This is a genomic window from Bradyrhizobium sp. SHOUNA76 (assembly GCF_023006445.1).
GTDB lineage: Bacteria > Pseudomonadota > Alphaproteobacteria > Rhizobiales > Xanthobacteraceae > Bradyrhizobium.
In genome coordinates this window covers 1-15871 of the sequence record NZ_JALBHA010000097.1, presented here as the reverse complement: position 1 = coordinate 15871, position 15871 = coordinate 1, and the positions used below count along the sequence as shown (strand labels likewise).

26 protein-coding genes and 3 pseudogenes are annotated in these 15871 nt (G+C 60.0%); 14 read left to right on the top strand and 15 right to left on the bottom strand.

What is annotated here, in order from left to right:
* Positions 1 to 400, bottom strand: a pseudogene (locus MOV74_RS13975) (hypothetical protein); the annotation flags it as partial.
* A 1-nt stretch (position 401) separates the two neighbouring features.
* Between MOV74_RS13975 and MOV74_RS13970 the strand changes: the two are divergent.
* Together MOV74_RS13970 and MOV74_RS40815 are read left to right on the top strand one after the other, a co-directional pair.
* On the top strand, positions 402 to 596 hold the full coding sequence (locus tag MOV74_RS13970; protein WP_246922757.1) for a hypothetical protein: 195 nt from the start codon (positions 402 to 404) through the stop codon (positions 594 to 596).
* A 77-nt stretch (positions 597 to 673) separates the two neighbouring features.
* The gene (locus tag MOV74_RS40815) at positions 674 to 796 is read left to right on the top strand and encodes a hypothetical protein (protein WP_258719531.1); all 123 of its coding nucleotides are present in this window, start codon (positions 674 to 676) and stop codon (positions 794 to 796) included.
* A 34-nt stretch (positions 797 to 830) separates the two neighbouring features.
* Here the strand turns inward: MOV74_RS40815 and MOV74_RS13965 are convergent, their stop codons facing one another.
* The 5 genes from MOV74_RS13965 to MOV74_RS13945 all read right to left on the bottom strand — a co-directional run bounded on the left by MOV74_RS13965 (position 831) and on the right by MOV74_RS13945 (position 3009).
* Positions 831 to 1028 (bottom strand): hypothetical protein, encoded by a 198-nt coding sequence (locus tag MOV74_RS13965; RefSeq protein ID WP_246922755.1) that lies wholly within the window; start codon positions 1026 to 1028, stop codon positions 831 to 833.
* Between the two features lie 334 nt (positions 1029 to 1362).
* Complete coding sequence (locus MOV74_RS13960) at positions 1363 to 1641, bottom strand: hypothetical protein (RefSeq protein ID WP_246922752.1); 279 nt, start codon at positions 1639 to 1641, stop codon at positions 1363 to 1365.
* Between the two features lie 51 nt (positions 1642 to 1692).
* Entirely contained in the window at positions 1693 to 1890 is a 198-nt protein-coding gene (locus MOV74_RS13955; protein ID WP_246922749.1) for a hypothetical protein, read from the bottom strand.
* Between the two features lie 113 nt (positions 1891 to 2003).
* Positions 2004 to 2141: a hypothetical protein gene (locus tag MOV74_RS13950; protein ID WP_246922747.1), complete on the bottom strand. Its 138-nt coding sequence runs from the start codon at positions 2139 to 2141 to the stop codon at positions 2004 to 2006.
* A gap of 571 nt (positions 2142 to 2712) precedes the next feature.
* Positions 2713 to 3009 (bottom strand): HU family DNA-binding protein, encoded by a 297-nt coding sequence (locus MOV74_RS13945; RefSeq protein ID WP_007591377.1) that lies wholly within the window; start codon positions 3007 to 3009, stop codon positions 2713 to 2715.
* Between the two features lie 351 nt (positions 3010 to 3360).
* On the opposite strand from MOV74_RS13945, the gene MOV74_RS13940 reads away from it, so the two are divergent.
* Positions 3361 to 3882 carry a hypothetical protein gene (locus tag MOV74_RS13940; protein WP_246922744.1) on the top strand — a complete coding sequence of 174 codons (522 nt, stop codon included), beginning with the start codon at positions 3361 to 3363 and terminating at the stop codon, positions 3880 to 3882.
* A 204-nt stretch (positions 3883 to 4086) separates the two neighbouring features.
* Complete coding sequence (locus MOV74_RS13935) at positions 4087 to 4389, top strand: hypothetical protein (RefSeq protein ID WP_246922741.1); 303 nt, start codon at positions 4087 to 4089, stop codon at positions 4387 to 4389.
* 47 nt (positions 4390 to 4436) lie between these two features.
* Here MOV74_RS13935 and MOV74_RS13930 read toward each other — a convergent pair whose 3' ends face one another.
* From MOV74_RS13930 to MOV74_RS13920, 4 genes and pseudogenes are all read right to left on the bottom strand, one after another.
* Positions 4437 to 4814 (bottom strand): hypothetical protein, encoded by a 378-nt coding sequence (locus MOV74_RS13930; RefSeq protein ID WP_246922739.1) that lies wholly within the window; start codon positions 4812 to 4814, stop codon positions 4437 to 4439.
* 269 nt (positions 4815 to 5083) lie between these two features.
* On the bottom strand, positions 5084 to 5263 hold the full coding sequence (locus tag MOV74_RS41000; protein ID WP_309486801.1) for a hypothetical protein: 180 nt from the start codon (positions 5261 to 5263) through the stop codon (positions 5084 to 5086).
* A 46-nt stretch (positions 5264 to 5309) separates the two neighbouring features.
* Positions 5310 to 5558 (bottom strand): annotated as a pseudogene (locus MOV74_RS40995) (Fic family protein); the annotation flags it as partial.
* A 93-nt stretch (positions 5559 to 5651) separates the two neighbouring features.
* On the bottom strand, positions 5652 to 5885 hold the full coding sequence (locus MOV74_RS13920; protein ID WP_246922737.1) for a hypothetical protein: 234 nt from the start codon (positions 5883 to 5885) through the stop codon (positions 5652 to 5654).
* Positions 5886 to 6191: 306 nt separating this feature from the next.
* On the opposite strand from MOV74_RS13920, the gene MOV74_RS13915 reads away from it, so the two are divergent.
* On the top strand, positions 6192 to 7178 hold the full coding sequence (locus tag MOV74_RS13915; protein ID WP_246922735.1) for a cysteine synthase A: 987 nt from the start codon (positions 6192 to 6194) through the stop codon (positions 7176 to 7178).
* Between the two features lie 301 nt (positions 7179 to 7479).
* On the opposite strand, the gene MOV74_RS13910 is transcribed toward MOV74_RS13915, so the two are convergent.
* Both MOV74_RS13910 and MOV74_RS13905 read right to left on the bottom strand, forming a co-directional pair.
* Entirely contained in the window at positions 7480 to 7632 is a 153-nt protein-coding gene (locus tag MOV74_RS13910) for a hypothetical protein (RefSeq protein WP_246922733.1), read from the bottom strand.
* A 480-nt stretch (positions 7633 to 8112) separates the two neighbouring features.
* Positions 8113 to 8295, bottom strand: coding sequence for a hypothetical protein (locus tag MOV74_RS13905; RefSeq protein ID WP_246922731.1), 183 nt, complete (start codon positions 8293 to 8295; stop codon positions 8113 to 8115).
* Between the two features lie 87 nt (positions 8296 to 8382).
* Here MOV74_RS13905 and MOV74_RS13900 point away from each other — a divergent pair.
* Positions 8383 to 8715, top strand: a pseudogene (locus MOV74_RS13900) (DNA ligase); the annotation flags it as partial.
* Positions 8716 to 8872: 157 nt separating this feature from the next.
* Positions 8873 to 9094 (top strand): hypothetical protein, encoded by a 222-nt coding sequence (locus MOV74_RS13895; protein WP_246922726.1) that lies wholly within the window; start codon positions 8873 to 8875, stop codon positions 9092 to 9094.
* Positions 9095 to 11016: 1922 nt separating this feature from the next.
* Here the strand turns inward: MOV74_RS13895 and MOV74_RS13885 are convergent.
* Positions 11017 to 11241: a hypothetical protein gene (locus MOV74_RS13885; RefSeq protein WP_246922720.1), complete on the bottom strand. Its 225-nt coding sequence runs from the start codon at positions 11239 to 11241 to the stop codon at positions 11017 to 11019.
* Positions 11238 to 11471 carry a hypothetical protein gene (locus MOV74_RS13880; protein ID WP_246922716.1) on the bottom strand — a complete coding sequence of 78 codons (234 nt, stop codon included), beginning with the start codon at positions 11469 to 11471 and terminating at the stop codon, positions 11238 to 11240. Before MOV74_RS13880 ends, MOV74_RS13885 begins: the two co-directional genes overlap by 4 nt.
* Before the next feature lie 94 nt (positions 11472 to 11565).
* On the opposite strand from MOV74_RS13880, the gene MOV74_RS13875 reads away from it, so the two are divergent.
* The 7 genes from MOV74_RS13875 to MOV74_RS13845 all read left to right on the top strand — a co-directional run bounded on the left by MOV74_RS13875 (position 11566) and on the right by MOV74_RS13845 (position 15387).
* Positions 11566 to 11757: a DUF3072 domain-containing protein gene (locus MOV74_RS13875; protein ID WP_246922713.1), complete on the top strand. Its 192-nt coding sequence runs from the start codon at positions 11566 to 11568 to the stop codon at positions 11755 to 11757.
* Positions 11758 to 11815: 58 nt separating this feature from the next.
* The gene (locus MOV74_RS13870) at positions 11816 to 11968 is read left to right on the top strand and encodes a hypothetical protein (RefSeq protein ID WP_155253518.1); all 153 of its coding nucleotides are present in this window, start codon (positions 11816 to 11818) and stop codon (positions 11966 to 11968) included.
* A gap of 33 nt (positions 11969 to 12001) precedes the next feature.
* Complete coding sequence (locus MOV74_RS13865) at positions 12002 to 12154, top strand: hypothetical protein (RefSeq protein ID WP_246922710.1); 153 nt, start codon at positions 12002 to 12004, stop codon at positions 12152 to 12154.
* A 594-nt stretch (positions 12155 to 12748) separates the two neighbouring features.
* On the top strand, positions 12749 to 13174 hold the full coding sequence (locus MOV74_RS13860; RefSeq protein ID WP_246922707.1) for a cupin domain-containing protein: 426 nt from the start codon (positions 12749 to 12751) through the stop codon (positions 13172 to 13174).
* A gap of 195 nt (positions 13175 to 13369) precedes the next feature.
* On the top strand, positions 13370 to 13747 hold the full coding sequence (locus MOV74_RS13855) for a hypothetical protein (protein ID WP_246922704.1): 378 nt from the start codon (positions 13370 to 13372) through the stop codon (positions 13745 to 13747).
* 249 nt (positions 13748 to 13996) lie between these two features.
* Positions 13997 to 14449 carry a VOC family protein gene (locus MOV74_RS13850; protein WP_246922700.1) on the top strand — a complete coding sequence of 151 codons (453 nt, stop codon included), beginning with the start codon at positions 13997 to 13999 and terminating at the stop codon, positions 14447 to 14449.
* Positions 14450 to 14748: 299 nt separating this feature from the next.
* On the top strand, positions 14749 to 15387 hold the full coding sequence (locus MOV74_RS13845; RefSeq protein ID WP_246922697.1) for a glutathione S-transferase family protein: 639 nt from the start codon (positions 14749 to 14751) through the stop codon (positions 15385 to 15387).
* Positions 15388 to 15552: 165 nt separating this feature from the next.
* Here the strand turns inward: MOV74_RS13845 and MOV74_RS13840 are convergent, their stop codons facing one another.
* Positions 15553 to 15720 carry a hypothetical protein gene (locus MOV74_RS13840; protein ID WP_097662679.1) on the bottom strand — a complete coding sequence of 56 codons (168 nt, stop codon included), beginning with the start codon at positions 15718 to 15720 and terminating at the stop codon, positions 15553 to 15555.
* Positions 15721 to 15871: the final 151 nt, after the last annotated feature.

Here is a 15871-nt window from a genome sequence, read left to right as displayed (position 1 = left end):
CGCGCGCCTCGGCAGGCGCCGGGGCTGCAACCGCGGTCACGCCGACGGCTGCGACGGTGGCCAGAACTGCCAATGTCTTCTTCATGCTGTCCTCCTTCGCGTCTTGCGGAGGTAACGATGAACGCCTGCGATGGTTGCGCGCAGGCTGCGGAACCCGCCGCCGCAAAAAATGTCGACGGAACTCGGAACGAAATCGCCGGGCGCGCATTGCCTCGTCAAGTGCGGGAGCCTCCGCCATCCGGGTTGAGGCAACAGCACGAAGCCCCGTCAGCATCTCCGCGATGCTGGCGGGGTTTTCAGTTTCACGGGGAGCAGGTGGCAGCACAAGACGATTGCTGCCAGCGGGGCGAACGATGGAGGAAGGTTTGCCCTTATCTGCTTTGCTGGCCCGCATCCGCAAGATGGTTCCCAGATCCGACGATCAGCATTACGACGAGATCGTCCGCAGCTTCGGGGTCGGCGCGTTGCGCTCGCCGCCGACGCCGATGAGTGACCGCGAGCTGGCGCGGGCCATCGCCGAGTTCCTGAAAGAGCAGCCGTCGAGCGAATCCGTTGCCGCCCTCGGGCGCCGGCTCGACCCCTCCTCTCCGGTCTAGTTTCTTCGCGAGGAGCAGGGAACCAGGATTGCGCGCGGACGTTGAGTCCTCTCTCACGCTGAGCGGAAGAGGCCGACATGCCCGCGTGGCTCGAAGTCTTGCTCAACCTGTCCGGCTATGCCGGCTTCGTGGCGCTTGCCTCGCGCGGCACCGCGGGCCCGCAGGCGCCGGACGATCGCGTCTACAGCGACGAGCGTTAATCGACGTGCGCCGCTCTAGTTGGCGTGCGCCGCATTAATTGGCGTGCGCCGCCTGGCCCGCCGTGCGCACCAGCCGGTCGGCCTTGACCGCAACGCGCGTGTCATCGACCTGCGGCCGCAGCGAGAAGCTGACCACCACGAAAGCGAGACAGAACAGCGTGCCGACGATGGCGACACGCCGGTAGGTGTGCCGGTCGCCTTGGTAAAAGGACGGCTCTGAAAAAGGTGTCATGATAAAATTGCTCTTGGCAAAGTCGTTTCTTGCTTGTCTTTGCCAGACACGTATCCCAAGCAGCGGCAAGCGCAATGCGATTGGGCTTTTAACCTAACCGAATAGGGTTATCGGCTTTCGCGCAAATGATCGTTAGGAGTTTACGGAACGTCCGATCACGGGCGAGCCGCTTTCCGGATCGCGCAAGGCCGAAGATGCGACGGCCCCGCGGCTCGCCGACCGGCTTTGTTCCAGCTTCGACACCATTTCGTTCTCGAAGAACGAATCGGAATCGAAGAAATCGGCGCGGAGCAGTTCTTAACAAAACGTGCGGATGACGCGCGCGGCGATCCGATCACGTCTTATCAGGAGACGACGCATCAGGAGACGTCGATCCCGGCGGCGGCACTTGCGGCACCGAGGGCTTGCCTTTTCGCAAACGCGGGTGCCGATCGTACCAGAACACTTTGGCGATCTCGGCGAGAAACCAGCACGCATCCATGTCGCTCTCCATCGCCCCACTCATGACGGAAGAGACGTGGACGGGACTGTGCGAAGCCTCACGCTGCCTCGTTCCGACAGGCGCGGCCGCATTGCCGCCGGCAGGCGCAACATGTTCTGCATCCGACTCCATTTCGTTCTCGAAGAACGAATCGGAGTCGGAAAAATCGGCGCGGAGCGATTCCTAACGATCGATGAAGGCGCGCGACGCAACGTCTTCAGCGGTCGTCGGCACGATCTTCGGCGACAGGAATTTCGAGACGACCGCGAACACGATGACGATCTCGCGGCAAGGTTCGCATCGAAAGCTCTTGGAGGAGATCGCAATCATCGGCTTGGCGCATCGCGGGCATGTCATGCAGGCCGAACGCTGATGGCACATGTTCGTTGCCAAGACATCAGCGGCGAATGTTTGCGGGCGATCCGGGAAACTGCCGAAGCAAGCTTCAGGTGGGTCGTGTCGTCACCCCCGCCCCTCGCCGCGTAAGCCGCCGATCAAGCCGCGCGTTTGGTTTTGCCCTGCTGCGAGAAGCATTCCAGGATCTGGATGCGGAGCTCTTCTGCGGCCGGCCCCTCGAGCTTCCTGAGCTCGTTCCAGAGCCTGATCACTTCACGCTGCTTTTCGACGGTCATGAGTCACCTCCAAGCGATCGACCTAAGGCGACTCACTAGAACAAAATGAGAACAAAAAGTCCAGCCCTCACTGGTGATTTCCCCTGGGCATGTCGCGTTGAACCTTTACGGCGCCGCGCGGACCCATGGGAGCTGGGGATTTCAGCGCCCAGTCATATGGCAGCGCCGCGGTGCACGAACATATTCCGTCATCGCGGCGCTGTTGCTTTTTGGATTTTCAACTTTAAGTTAAGCGCACGGCTGGCGGCCAGGCGCTGAAATCCCAACGCCGTCAGCCAGAAGAGCCCCGTGCGAAAGCGCGGGGTTTTTCTTTTGAGGCCGTCGCTGGCTGCCAGAGGTGCCGATGATCTGCGAGTTCTGTGAGAACGAGATCCCGATCGGACTTTCGGCCTTGCCGGCTTGCGGGAAACCGCAGAGCGCGCCCGGTCAGGCCGACCGGCGCTCTCTGTAATTTGTCCTGATCGTCGTGGTGATGTTCGGCATCGCCGTCGCCGAGCACCACCTCAGTCTTCAGCCGTTGATCGTTGCGCCGGTTCGTGAAAAAGCCCGCCGCAACGACATCGGCAGCGCCCTAGACGGAATCCTTGGCCACCTTCAGCGGCGAGGCCTTGACCGACTTGCTCGCGGGCTTGGCCGCAAACTGCATCGGCTCCTTGGTGAAGGGATTGACGCCCATGCGGGCTTCGGTCGCCGGCTTGTTCACGACCGACATCTTGACGAAGCCGGGAATGACGAACTCGCCGGACTCGTTGAGCTCCTTGTAGCCGACGGTGGCCATGTACTCGATTACCGACTTCACGTCGTTCTTCGAAAGCTGCGTGCCTTCGGCAATTGCATCAATCAATTGGGTCTTCGTCATCTTCGCCATGTCTGAATTCCTTTTGTGCGCGCGAGCAACTCTGCTGTGGACGCGGCTTGAAGCGCGGGGACGCGCTGCTGATTTCATGCCAGAGGTCATGAAGTGACGGGGCTTAGAACCCAATCGGGCCGAAAACGCAAGCAGGGGTTCTCCGGGGTTCCCTGCTTCCTGTGCAAGATGCCGCAGGGCATATCTCTGTCCTGTTTGAACCATTCGGCGGCTGGCGCGTCTTATCATTGAAGTCCCCAAGCTTCACCCCACCAGAAGGCCCCGCTTCCCCCAGGCGGGGTTTTCGCTTTTGGGGGCATGGCAGAACCCCCTGGCTGATATAAGGGTCTGAAATTGTCTCGTGGGGTGCTCATGAAGGTCGCCATCGTCGTCGCAGGCTTGATCGTTGTTGTCGTGGCAGCCCTCGTTGCGATCCAGCCGAGCTTCCTGAAACCTGCGTCCCTCGCCCTCGCACGAAAGTCGGACATCTTCGGCTTCTCGCCCGGGATGACGTTCGACGAGACCAGCAAGCTCGTCAGTCAACGCCACTATCTCTGCCGCCAGAGCCGCGGCTCGCACACCCTCGAATGCGACATCAACGGCGCCAAGGTCACGGTTGACAGCGACGAGGCCGACGCTAGGCACCCGATCCGGCGCGTCAATGCCACGCTGAACAATCCAGGGGCGCAGGACACTGCCGTCAAATCGATCTCCGACCAGTTCAACGCGCAAGCCATCAAGGACCGGGAGGGATGGACATGGACCGTCGGCCGTGGGCTCAAGCTGAGCTACGACGGCCTCGCCTTGAACCTCGTGGACGAGGCCGCGGGGCCCGGCTGCGCAACGAGGACGCAAAACGCTAGAGCATGGTCCGGACCCGGAGGGCCGCGTTAGCGCAAAGTGCGCAGCGGTTTTCCCAAAAGATCATGCTTAAACAACAACCTAAAGCGCGATGGCGATTCATCCTCATCGCATCGCGCTTTAGAGCGTTGAAGTCACCTCGGCGTGAAACTTGTGGCTCGGCTTGCCTTGTTGACACTTCAGTAACCCAACGCCGCCAAGCTCACTTCAGTATCGTTGCGTTGGAGTATCCTGACAGTGCTGGATTTTAACGAGCTGCGTGAACTCGCGGCGGATGTTCGCGTCTTTGTCGACGTCGCCGAGGACAAGGCCGAAGCGCTCAGAGCCGTCATCGCGGCCTATGATGTGGTGTTGGCGATCTTCCCCGCTGACGAGGGCATGGGCCTCCACGTCATCAAGGGCAGCCAGATCCTGGACACGATTGCAAAATCACGCAGCCATGCGATTTACAGCCACACGGCCATCGCGGTCCCCGACCTGCAACATGCCCAGGCGCTCAAGCTGCTGACAGCCCCGGCCGAACAACGGATTGCGGCCTAGCTGCAAGCAGCGAAGGTGTCGGCCTCGGCGGAGTCCTGAGGGTCCTATCAGCGCAGCCGGTTCAAGACCCGGAGCGGGATCCATGATCCCAGCACCATGAGAAGCGCAACGGCCGCGACCACGGCATACTTCAGGGGATGCTGCGACGAGGCGAGCGAGCCTTCTAGGTGAAGGTACGGGAGCAGGATGTCCATCGCCATTCCGACCAGGGCAATCGCAACCAGAGCGCCAAAAGCGCTGGCAAAAACATTGACGACCCATCCGATCGCCCCACGCCTGTTCGACCAGGCCTCGTAAATCGCGACCGCCAGCATCACGACAACAAAGACCAGCATGAAGGTCATCGAGCCGCCGACGCTCGACGTCGGGCCGAAGGCCTCCAGCAGCAGCATCGCCGCCACGGCAAGCAATGTGATCGTCTTCACGGCGCTCCCTCGTCAATGCTCCAGCAAAAAGACCGCGGAGCCGATCGCGATACACAGCCGAGGCCGACGACAGCCGTCGCGATTTCGACGGCGTTTTCCAGGCCGAGGAACCTGACCACGGCGCTCGATGCGGCGGGCAGGCGGACATCCACGATTGCGCTGAGCAGGGCTTGAAGCATAACGATTGGTCGCGCCGGCAGCGTCGGGGTTCGGCGCCGGTGGATTAAATTCATCGCCGTTGCCTCCGGGTTAGACGGTGACGAGGCCAGCTATGACTCTTTGGCCAACTCGGTTTCATCTCCATCGAAACGGGCAATCATGGCATCGAGCATGGCGCCAGGGTCGAGCCTTTCCAGATCGAGCAGATGGCCGGCCCGCTCGGCCAACATGGCAAAGAACGACAATTGAGACCGCCCGTTTCCTTCGCGGAATGCGTGGATGACGTTCAATTAATTCAGCGAGGAAGTGAGCAGCCTTCGCTGCGAACTCGGTCACAGGAAGATCCTTGAGGGAATGATCGGTTTTCAATTCTTCAAAAAGCTTCGCGGCCCGGGCGTCGATATTTTCAGGGAAGCAAAATGGACTGCCTTGTTTGGACATCCGGACCGTCCGCGGCGTCCCTGCCCATTCGTAGACGTCCTGGAAAAGGTGATGATGAACGGCGCAGTAGTGGCCGAAGTCCAGCTGGCCTTCGGGGAAACGGCTCGCTCGATCGAGCGCTTGAGATTTCGGCTTCGAAATCATCAAGCTCTTCCCGGTCCCGCAGATCGAGCTTGTTAACGAGGACGGTGGAGTTTTCTGTAAGGATCGTCAATCGCATCGTACATGCGATTGCGCTCAGCCTTTGCGGTAGCTGCGCAAGATCGTGCGGCGATACTCTTCCGGGGACAGGCCTTTGGCGGCGGCTTCGGCAGCTCGTTTAGTCATAGCCGGCTTCAGCCGAATGCCTTCAACAGCGCTGATCTTTGCAAAGCTGGCGCGACCAACCACAAAGCCGCCCTTGCCGGCCTTTCCAGTCTGTTGCTTCTGCCCAGCTGTTGTTTTTGCTTTGGCATTGTTCGAATTTATCACGCTCTTCTCGCTTTGCCCATGCCCTCCAAATTTCGTATCCGACGAGTCTCGCACTAGGGCGTGTACTCATAAATCCGGCCAGCCCGCGCGGGGGGGGGCGTGTCCGTTACTTCTTCAACACCGGACATGGCTAATTCGCCCTAGCTAGGCCGCTAAGGGCCAAGAGCGGAAACGAACCACGGGTCAGGATAAAATTGCCGATTTGGCGGGCCGGACGAAAAAGTCGTTGCCTATATCGCGCGAAATAGAGAACGGAATTGCCCACCGGACAGCCTAAAGTTGCGAAAGCGCGAAGGTGGGCAGGCGATGAGCGGTTTGCGAACGGGATTTTTGGACTCCATTGGCAATACGCCATTGATCAGGCTGCGAATGGCGTCGGAGGCCACAGGCTGCGAGATCTACGGCAAGGCCGAATTTCTTAATCCCGGTGGGTCGATCAAGGATCGTGCGGCCCTCGCCATGATCAATGATGCTGAGCAGAGCGGCAAGCTCGCGCCGGGCGGCGTCATTGTCGAAGGCACGGCCGGAAATGTCGGCATCGGTATTGCGCTCGTGGCGAATGCACGCGGTTATCGAAGCGTGATCGTGATGCCCGACACGCAAAGTCAGGAGAAGAAGGATATGTTGCGGTTGTGTGGCGCAGACCTGCGACTGGTGCCCGCCGTTCCCTATTCAAATCCCGGTCATTACGCTCGCTATTCCGGTCAGTTGGCCGAAGAACTCGGTGCCTTCTGGGCTAACCAGTTCGACAACGTTGCCAATCGCGAGGGCCACTACCGCACGACTGGGCCTGAGATTTGGGAACAAACGGGCGGAAAAATCGACGGCTTTACTTGTGCCGTCGGCAGTGGCGGCACTTTGGGTGGGGTTGCGCGAGCCCTCAAGGAGCGAAATCCAGCCGTCAGGATTGCGCTCAGCGACCCTATGGGGGCCGCGCTCTATAACTGGTTCACTAAGGGCGATCTGACAACCGAAGGAGACTCGATCACTGAAGGCATAGGGCAAGTACGAGTGACAAGGAACCTGGAAGGCACTCCAATTGACGCGGCGTATCAGATCACGGACGAGGAAGCGTTGCCCGTTCTATTCGACCTGATCGAGCATGAAGGACTTGTGCTCGGTGGGTCGAGCGCCATCAACATCGTGGGGGCCATGCGACTTGCGCGCGACCTCGGGCCGGGCAAGACCATCGTGACCATCCTCGCGGATGGCGGACAGCGCTATCAATCCAAGCTGTTCAACCCGGAATTCCTGCGCAAGAAAAATCTGCCAACCCCACGTTGGATGGGATAGCCACCCGCTATCGGGCCGCACATCCCCGCGCTCTCGCAACACCCGCAATGGGTCATTCGCGTCTGTTTAGTCCTCCCGCGATGACTTCCGGTCAGCCCCGATGAGCGGACATCTTCAGTGCCCATCGCAAGGTCTCAAACGGGCCAACACAAGACATTCCCTGCTGGCTTGATATTCAACAAGTCGCCAACTGAGAGGTGCACATGGCGCCGGCCTCGCCTATGCAGTGAAGAGGGGCTGGCTCCGGATGCCCGAGAGCGGTACTTACGTGAAGCTGATGCCGCCGGCGAGGACTGGCGCGTTAGCGCGAAGGGCTCTCCGGCACCCTCGCTTCTCGCTTTTCCATCTGCTCCTTGGCGTAGAGGAGGATCATTCGCCGGGTGTCCGGGTCAGTTATTTTCTGGAATGCCTTGAGCAGTCGCAGCATTTCTAGATATTCGATTGTGTTGGACATTGCAAAAGCCTCGATGGAAAAAGCAGCAGTCTAAAATCGGGAAAACCATGCAACACCTCGGATGCTATGGGAACACGGAAATCAGCTGCACAGCCCGCTTTCCGTCCTAATTAGAACTCGCGCGATGTGAAGTACGCCGTTTCACATCTGTTATCGACGGAACCGACAGGTCGGGAGAACTTGGCAACGCCGGGGCTGCCGAAATTAATCTCATTTCGGAATTATTGAGCCCGGCAGCGTGAGGGGCCGCTGTCCCAAGCAGCGGTCAGCTTTGCTCTTGGAATTTACGTGCGCGTCGCGGAACTGGGCAAGTTTCTCTGCTCGCATCTGCTCCCAACAGCAGATGTCCCCAGCAAAGGCCCAAGTCGTCCCCAACACCGGCTTGGGCCTTTCCCCTTTGGGGCTCGGGTAAAGTCGTCCATTCAAAGACGAGGCCGCCGACCGATGCGGCCTTAATTCATCTTGCGGCGGAGCTGGTCTTTAGTGCTTCCTGATGGGCTCAAACCGGGCGAGCTTGGTTGCGCCTTCCCACAGCTCTACGGCGTGCCCGTCGACAAGCTGTTCGGCTTTTTCCCGCGCGGTCGCATCGTCCTGCACGTCAAGATCAATTCGCATTTTGATGTGCCCATCGGCACCTATTATGTAAGCGCGATATTCGCCCATGATGCGGCTCCAAAAACTCCACTCCGTTCCGAAACTGGAACGATTTTAGAGCCGATCTAAGTCAGCGTCACTAACCAAGTTGGGACATTGCTTAGCATTAGTATCCTGCCCACCGCAGCGAAAGCCGTGCCTGCCGGCCCCGACTGGCTCCACGAAATCAAATATGACGGCTATCGCCTGCGCGTCGAGCGCAACGGCAAAGAGGTGCGGCTGATCGCGAGGAACGGTCACAACTGGACCGACCGTTACCCGTGGATCGTCGCATCGGCGCTCAAGAACCGCGAGCAGCAATTCGTCGTCGAGGGCGAGGCCGTGGTGCTCGGTGTCGACGGCATCTCCGACTTCAACGCCCTGCACTCGCGCAAGCACGACGAGGAGGTGCCGTTCTACGCCTTCGACATCCTCGCCCTCGGCGGCGAACGCGCGAGTGGGTCAAGGTGAAGAATCGCACCCACCCGGCCATGAGCCGCGAGTTCTGATATGGCTCCCGACAGGATTTCCTCGCTCCACAATAGGAACGTCTCCGTTCCGGATGCTTACCCCGGAATGGACAACGGAGCTAGCTGGAGGGGCGACCATGAAGCGCCACGCCCTGAGCAAGTCTTTCGGTAACGGCGCCGGCCACGTTCTGCGCCAGCACAACAGCGCAGTGCTGCAGTTCAGCTGGCACGGCAAGCCCGACGGATCGGCTCGCTATGTCGAGCCGGTCAACCGCTACGCCCGCAATGGCGTGGAATATCACAGCCTTGCTGCCCTACTTCGCGCCGTCGAGGTCGAGCACGCTCAGAAGAAACCCTGATATTCGGTCTGCTCAGCTCAAAAATGTACGGGGGCTGGCCTGTTTCCGACCTCAGCGGAAGACCTAACGCCGCCTCAATCGGCTTGAGTTAGATCAAACGTCTCAGTCTTCCGGATCCGTCCATCCTGTCATGCCGCCTCTGACAGCCAAACCGAGGATAAAGGAAACCAACCCGTCGCGCTTGGACGATATCTGAAAAGTTGTGCAATAGTATATCGACAATCTAAGCGGAGCTCCAGCGCAAGTCTCAAACGAGCGCTTGACCACGCGCACGATGAATGAATTTTGCGGAAACTCAACTCAAGGTAAGCAGGCCCGTATAAGAGCGGGAAATGCCACCGGTGACAGTCTAAGGCTGCCTCTCGGGCCGCTTTCTGCTCTGAGCGATCGTTATTAGGCATACACGACGCCCGCCGCAGGAGCTGGTAATTGCGCTGCTAGTAAGTGAGGTCGAAAGCAAGGCTGTGATCTTCGGAGGTGTTACGGAGGCGAACCTGCCGCAGGATCTTAAAAACTCGCGCCGATCGTCGTCTTCTGGAGAGGACATTGCGGCCCCTATGATTTTTTTGAAATATCTATTAGTCGATTAGAGAGTTGAGCAGTTCAATCACGAAATATAACCAAATCCCGGTATCGGACACCCGCCGGCGCCGGCATCGAAATCTTCCCGAGGTCCGGTGCGGGTCAAAAGCGCCACTTTGGCCGCGTGCCGTTCGCTTCCGGTCTACCTCTGTGAACGGACATCGTCAGACCGCCCCGGCATGTCACAACGGGCCAGCAGCGGAAGTCAACGTGGGCTGAAATGAAAGAGGCCGCCAACTGAGGCGGCCTTACTGCATCTTGCGGCGGAGCTTTTTGATGATCTCGCGGAGGTCATTCGCGTACTCCTCGATGGTGCGCCGCGCCTCCTCTAAACGGGAGGGCTTGGGCTCTCTATCCTCTGGCCGTTTGTCAGGATCGGGCATGGCCCGATAGTTTGCTGGGGCAAATAGGGGGAGATTGATCTAGCTCAAGCCAACTGAGGCGCCTTTACCGCATTAGTGCTTCGTAATGGGCTCAAGCCTAGCGAGTCTGGTTGCACCTTCCCAAAGCTCTACGGCGTGCCCGTCTACTAGCTGCTTGGCTCGCTCCCCTGCAACGGCTTCGTCATCAGCCTCAATGTCAACTCGAACCACTATGTGCCCGTCTTCGCCGATTAGATAAGCACGAAAGCCTCGCATGACCTAGCTCCAAAACCCGCCGCGTTCCAAAGCAGGAACGATTTTAGAGCCGATATAAAATCACGTCATCAGGAAAATATTGAAGTCTTACTTCGGCGGCTGCAATCCGGGCGAAGTGAGCCAATCGCTCAAATGCGCGCCCGTCTCTGCGATCCTGGCTCGCTTAAGCAAGCCCTCTCGTTCTCGACCTGCTGGCAACTGGCTGGCCCGCTCTTTGAGTTTGTTGGCCTGTTCGGCCATTCGCTCTTCAAGGGATCGGGTTTGTTTTGCTCTATTACGGTGTTGCGTCATGGCTCCTCTCCCAGCGATTGAGGCGACTCCAAAACGGCACGCGCAAGATTCAGTTCCGCAAATGAAACTAGGCCATTAGTGAAACCAAACTAGGCCACTGTGGTCGGAAACAGGCCAGTACCCATCCGTGGATGGGAACAAACTGCGTCCCCAGCACGGAATGAGAACGGTCAAAGTCCGCTCGGGGTCACAAGCCGCCGATCACGCTCAAGGTGGCAGACTCCCGCTTTGCGTTGGAAGCCGGCGTTTATGAGTACACGCCCTAGTATCGCCAATCCTGCAAGCGACGGGCTCCCGACGAATTGATCGTCACAAGAGGCGCCGCAGCCTGGGGCAACGCCTCTCCGCCAGTCATGGCGCTTCAGCGGTCCCGGGGCACTTGCCGTTTGGGCTTCTCCGCGCCACGACTCTCTACGGAATGTCCCCGGCTTTCCGGCTGTCACCGATCGAGACCGGCTTGTTCAGGAAATACTCGCGGTTGCCGGTCGCGGCTTCCGCGTACTGGTCGATGGCCACGATGATGGCTTGGACGTGGGCATAGCACCACCCTTCCCGCGTCGCCTTGCGGCGAACGTCCTCAAGCGCGGCGAGGAAGGGCGATAGGTCTCTTTCGTCGTCGAACCATCGCCTGCTCACCACGTCCTCCCACCGAGCACCCTGCCCTTGGCCGCGCGCGGCTGCGCCACCTTCAGCGCGTCGCGCTGCGCGCAAAGACCTTCGACCTTCGCCTCCATCCGCGACAGCAGCGCTTCGGCCGAGGCCGTCCCGAGACCCGCCCGCTGCAGCTGGAGGATCTCCTTTCTCTGTCTGCCCATCTGGGTGCGCATTCGTTCGATTTCCCGCCTGACAGTGTCCAGGTCCGGCATGTTCCGCCTCACGATTTGAATATGGCTCATGAGAACAAAAACGGAACGAAGAGTCGAGTCCGACGTTGGACGGAAAAGGAAAAGGAGACAGGCCATGGCCGACAACACCCAGAAGGATCCGAAGGACTGGGTTTCCGGAGACGATCCGATGACGGGAGCCCAGGAATCCTACCTCAAGACCCTCGCCGAGCAGGCGCACGAGAGCCCGCCGGAGGACGAGCTGACGAAGGCCGAGGCCTCCGAGCTGATCGACAGGATGCGGCAAAAGGCCGGGCTGGAGGAGTGAGCCGTAGAATTGCGGAAACCTGGTACCGTGTGTATGCAAACGAAATTGGGAATCGAAAATGCCTTATTTCGTTTGCGCCCGCGATGGAGCGGGGCAGATCATCTTGAAGAGAGACACCAGGGAAGCGGCCGAGAAGAAGGCCGCCGAGCTCCGCGACATGGGTTATTTCGAAGTCGAGATCATCGCAAAGGGTGTCGAGAAGGCGGCGTAAGGAACGGCGCGCAGTCGGCCGAATTGGCCATGCATGACCAGGGAATCTCTCCTGCATCAAGCCGACCGTGCCGAAGCGCTCGCCGCCCAGACGGCGGACGGCGAAATCAGAGAAGCGCTGTTGAAAGCTGCGCAGGAATATCGGGCGCAGCTCGAGAACGGCGACGAGGACGCCGATCCAGAGTGAGGCCAGGCCTCTTGCATCAGAGCGCCGTTCGGACTCGGCGCAGCGCCCTTAGGAACAAGTCCAGCCAATCGGAATTTCACTGATTAAGCAGTGCCGGCATTCTCCCCCCTGCATGCCGGCACTGACAGCCCCGTGGCGCTGAATGACGTGATGCGGGTGACCGGGAATGACAACACGAGCAAGACGGGCCATGGCTTCATCATGACCAAGAAGCCGTGCGACATCAGTTTAGTGCGTCACCGTAATTCCGAGGAACGCCGCGCGGCTTGTTTGGCAGCATCGGCTTGATGGCAGCCCATTCGTGATCGGCGAGTTCGTAGCGCATGATTCGAATTTCCAAGTTTGGGAGTTTGAACCATGGACGTCCGGCCAAACACAACGCTTTTGGCTGACCAAGCTCGGGCGCTTTCGGGGAAGAAGCGGACGTCAACCAGCCAACATTCCCCGCTGAATCCGTCGGAAATGACCCTTCTCGGACACTGTTGCCCCCAATAGACATCCCCAAGGCCCGGTCATAAGCTTCTGCCGATAGTTCGGTGCGGATGAGTTGCAGCCGTCCCGCGACGTTGTCTCTAGCCAACGGAAGGTACGACCATGGCTGAGCTCATCAAGGTTGGCGCAATGCAATTACGGTTTTTGCGCACCAAGCATGACACCAGCGGGGCACTTGATATGTTTGAGGTGATGATCCCGCCAAACTCTCGTATGCCGGTCCCGCACCATCACCGTGACTGGGAAGAAACGATCTACGGTCTTGAGGGGGTCGTCACGTGGACGGTCGCTGGCAAACGGATCGAGATCAAGCCAGGAGACGATCTCTTCATCCCGCGAGGTGTTGTCCACGGATTCGTCAACGAGACACAGGCGATCGCGAAAATGCTTTGCGTTCTCACGCCGGGGGTTCTCGGGCCCGAGTTCTTCCGCGAAATGGCGGCAGCCATCGGCGGCCCTGCTCCTCCTGATCCTGCTCGGATGGGCGAGATCATGAAACGTCACGGCTTGATACCTGCGCCATCTTAAGGAGGCAGGCTGCATTCGCGCTCTGCTTGCGGGCCGCGTTATTTCTGAATGTCGGCTGTTGGCCCTTCTGCGAAGTTACGCTGGGTCTCACGCAGGTCCGCTTGTCGCGGCAGAGCGGACTAGATTTGCTCAACCTGAGTTCTTCGCATTTTGACCCGTTGGAGACATCTGCCGAGCGCGCTATAGGATATCTTCATGACGAGGCGTCCGACGGACATAATCACGGCCATGCTAGCACCGCTCATGTTTTTTGAGGCGCGGTGCGACGATAAGCAAACACTTCGAAGGCTGATCGTGCTGGCGAATGACAGGTCTCAGCGCATGAGCGCCCGTGGCTTGTTCGAGGCAATCCGAAGCAAAACTCTTGCAGCAGAGCGCCGCAAGGACCAACTGGCGCTGGCCCAATATGCGTTCGAGGAGATTTGTGCCAAGACGCTGTACAATGTGACCAACGGGCCTGCGCCGTACGATGCCGACTCTCCGTTTTGGGTCCTGCCTCTCGCGCTGGAACTGGGGCGAGCGTTGGGCGTCACTGATCCTAGCGAGATAAGCCCACTGTTGAAAGTGAAGTGAGTCCGCTTTTGGCCCTTCGCGTCATTTGCTGCGGTCGCACAAAAGTGGTCGGTGTTGGCGCGAAGCGGACATCGCCGACGATTTATGAGTACGCGTCCTAGTTCGCATCGCCGCCCGCCAACGCCGATCGGTATTGGGCCTCCTCACCCACGCATGCTCCGCCCTCTGCCCCTGCTCCCCAATTCCTGCTATCTCTCCCTCCGCCGGCCCCGCCGACCCAAAACCCCGTCCACTCAGGGAGCAAGAAACATGCGATACCTCCACACCATGCTGCGCGTACGCAATCTCGATGTCGCGCTGAAGTTCTACCAGGATGCGCTGGGTTTGAAGGAGGTGCGGCGGATCGAGAACGACAAGGGGCGGTTCACCCTGGTGTTCCTGTGCTCGTCGGAAGATCTCGAGGCGCTCAAGAAGCAGCCGCAAACGCGCGGTGCGCCGCTGGTCGAACTCACCTGGAATTGGGACGAGGAGAAATACGGCGAGGATCGCTTCTTCGGCCATCTCGCTTATGAGGTCGACGACATCTACGCCACTTGCGAGAAGCTGCAGAAGGCCGGCGTCACCATCAACCGTCCGCCGCGCGACGGCAACATGGCCTTCGTCCGCTCGCCGGACCTGCACTCGATCGAGCTGCTGCAGAAGGGCGATCCGAAGCCGCCGCAGGAGCCCTGGGCCTCGATGCCGAATACCGGCCATTGGTAGGGCTGCGCTGCAGGAACAAGCCCTCCCTGCCCGCGTTCACTCCTCGACAATGCAATTGGAGGAGGACGCGATGGGACGAGGACTGTTGCTGTGGATGCTTGGCGTGCCGATCCCGGTGATCATTCTGTTGTGGCTGTTCTTCGGCCGCTGAGCGACGGGATCAGTTTGCCGAGTTGTTTGCAATGAAAGCTCCGCCGCGTGCGGAGCTTTTTGCATGAGAGGCGCGCCGCATCGCGCATCGCGCGTTTCTGGAAATTCCGCTATCACCCGCGCAAACACAGCGCCGCGGGAGACGCCTCATGCCTGACACCAAGCTGACGATCTGGGGCCGCGCCAATTCGGTCAACGTGCAGAAGGTGCTGTGGTGCCTGACCGAGCTCGCTTTGCCCTATGAGCGCATCGACGCCGGCATGAGTTACGGCCGGACGCGCGAGGCCGACTATCTCGCGATGAACCCGAATGCGCGGATCCCGACGCTGGTCGAGGGCGACTTCGTGCTGTGGGAATCCAATTCGATCCTGCGCTATCTCTGCCGCGCCCATGGCCGCGGCACGCCGATCTATCCGGAGGCGCCGAAGAACCGCAGCTCGGTCGATCGCTGGCTCGACTGGACGCTGTCAACGGTGCAGCCGGTCGACCGTCCGGTGTTCTGGGGCATCGTGCGCACGGCGCCCGCCGAGCGCGACATGATCCAGGTGCAACGCGATGCCGATGCCGCCGCCGAGGTCTGGGCCATCGCCGACCGCCTGCTGTCCTCGCGCCGCTTCGTCGAGGGCGATGCGTTCACGCTCGCCGACATCGCGCTCGGCTGCTATGCGCGGCGCTGGCTCGGTGTCGAGGGCATCTCCCGGCCGGCGCAGCCGCATCTGACGCGCTGGCTCGCCGAGCTCGGCAAACGGCCAGGATTTGCGCAGTTCGTCGCGCCGCCGATGTCGTGAGCAAACCGCGCGATCGATGGCCATCTTTCGATGATGACATCATGCCCCTGTTTTGCCCGACGCGCCAGAGTCTATTTCGCTAAAACCTAAGCACGAAAAATGCTGAGGCTTTGCCGTGGCTTGGCTACTGTGCATGGGGTTGTTTTCGCGTTTTTTGTTTTGGGCTCAGCGCCAGCCGCGCTCGACCAGCAGCACGCAGACGATCAGCACCAGCGTCACCGCCGCGGTCGCCAGCCGCGCCGTCCAGCTCAGGCCGCGGCCGACCCACCACAGCAGCGCGCAGTACATCAAGACGGGAACGATGAGGTCGAGGCGCAGCAGATCCGCCGGCATGGCCTTTAGCGCCTCACGGCGGTGTCGATGCTGATCGAGCCGCCGATCTTCACGCAGGTCCCGGTGCCCTCGACCATGACGAAGCGCGGGCCGTAAGTGGCGCAGGAGCCGGCGCGTGCCTTGGCGGCCGCGCCCTTCAGCGGAACGGTCG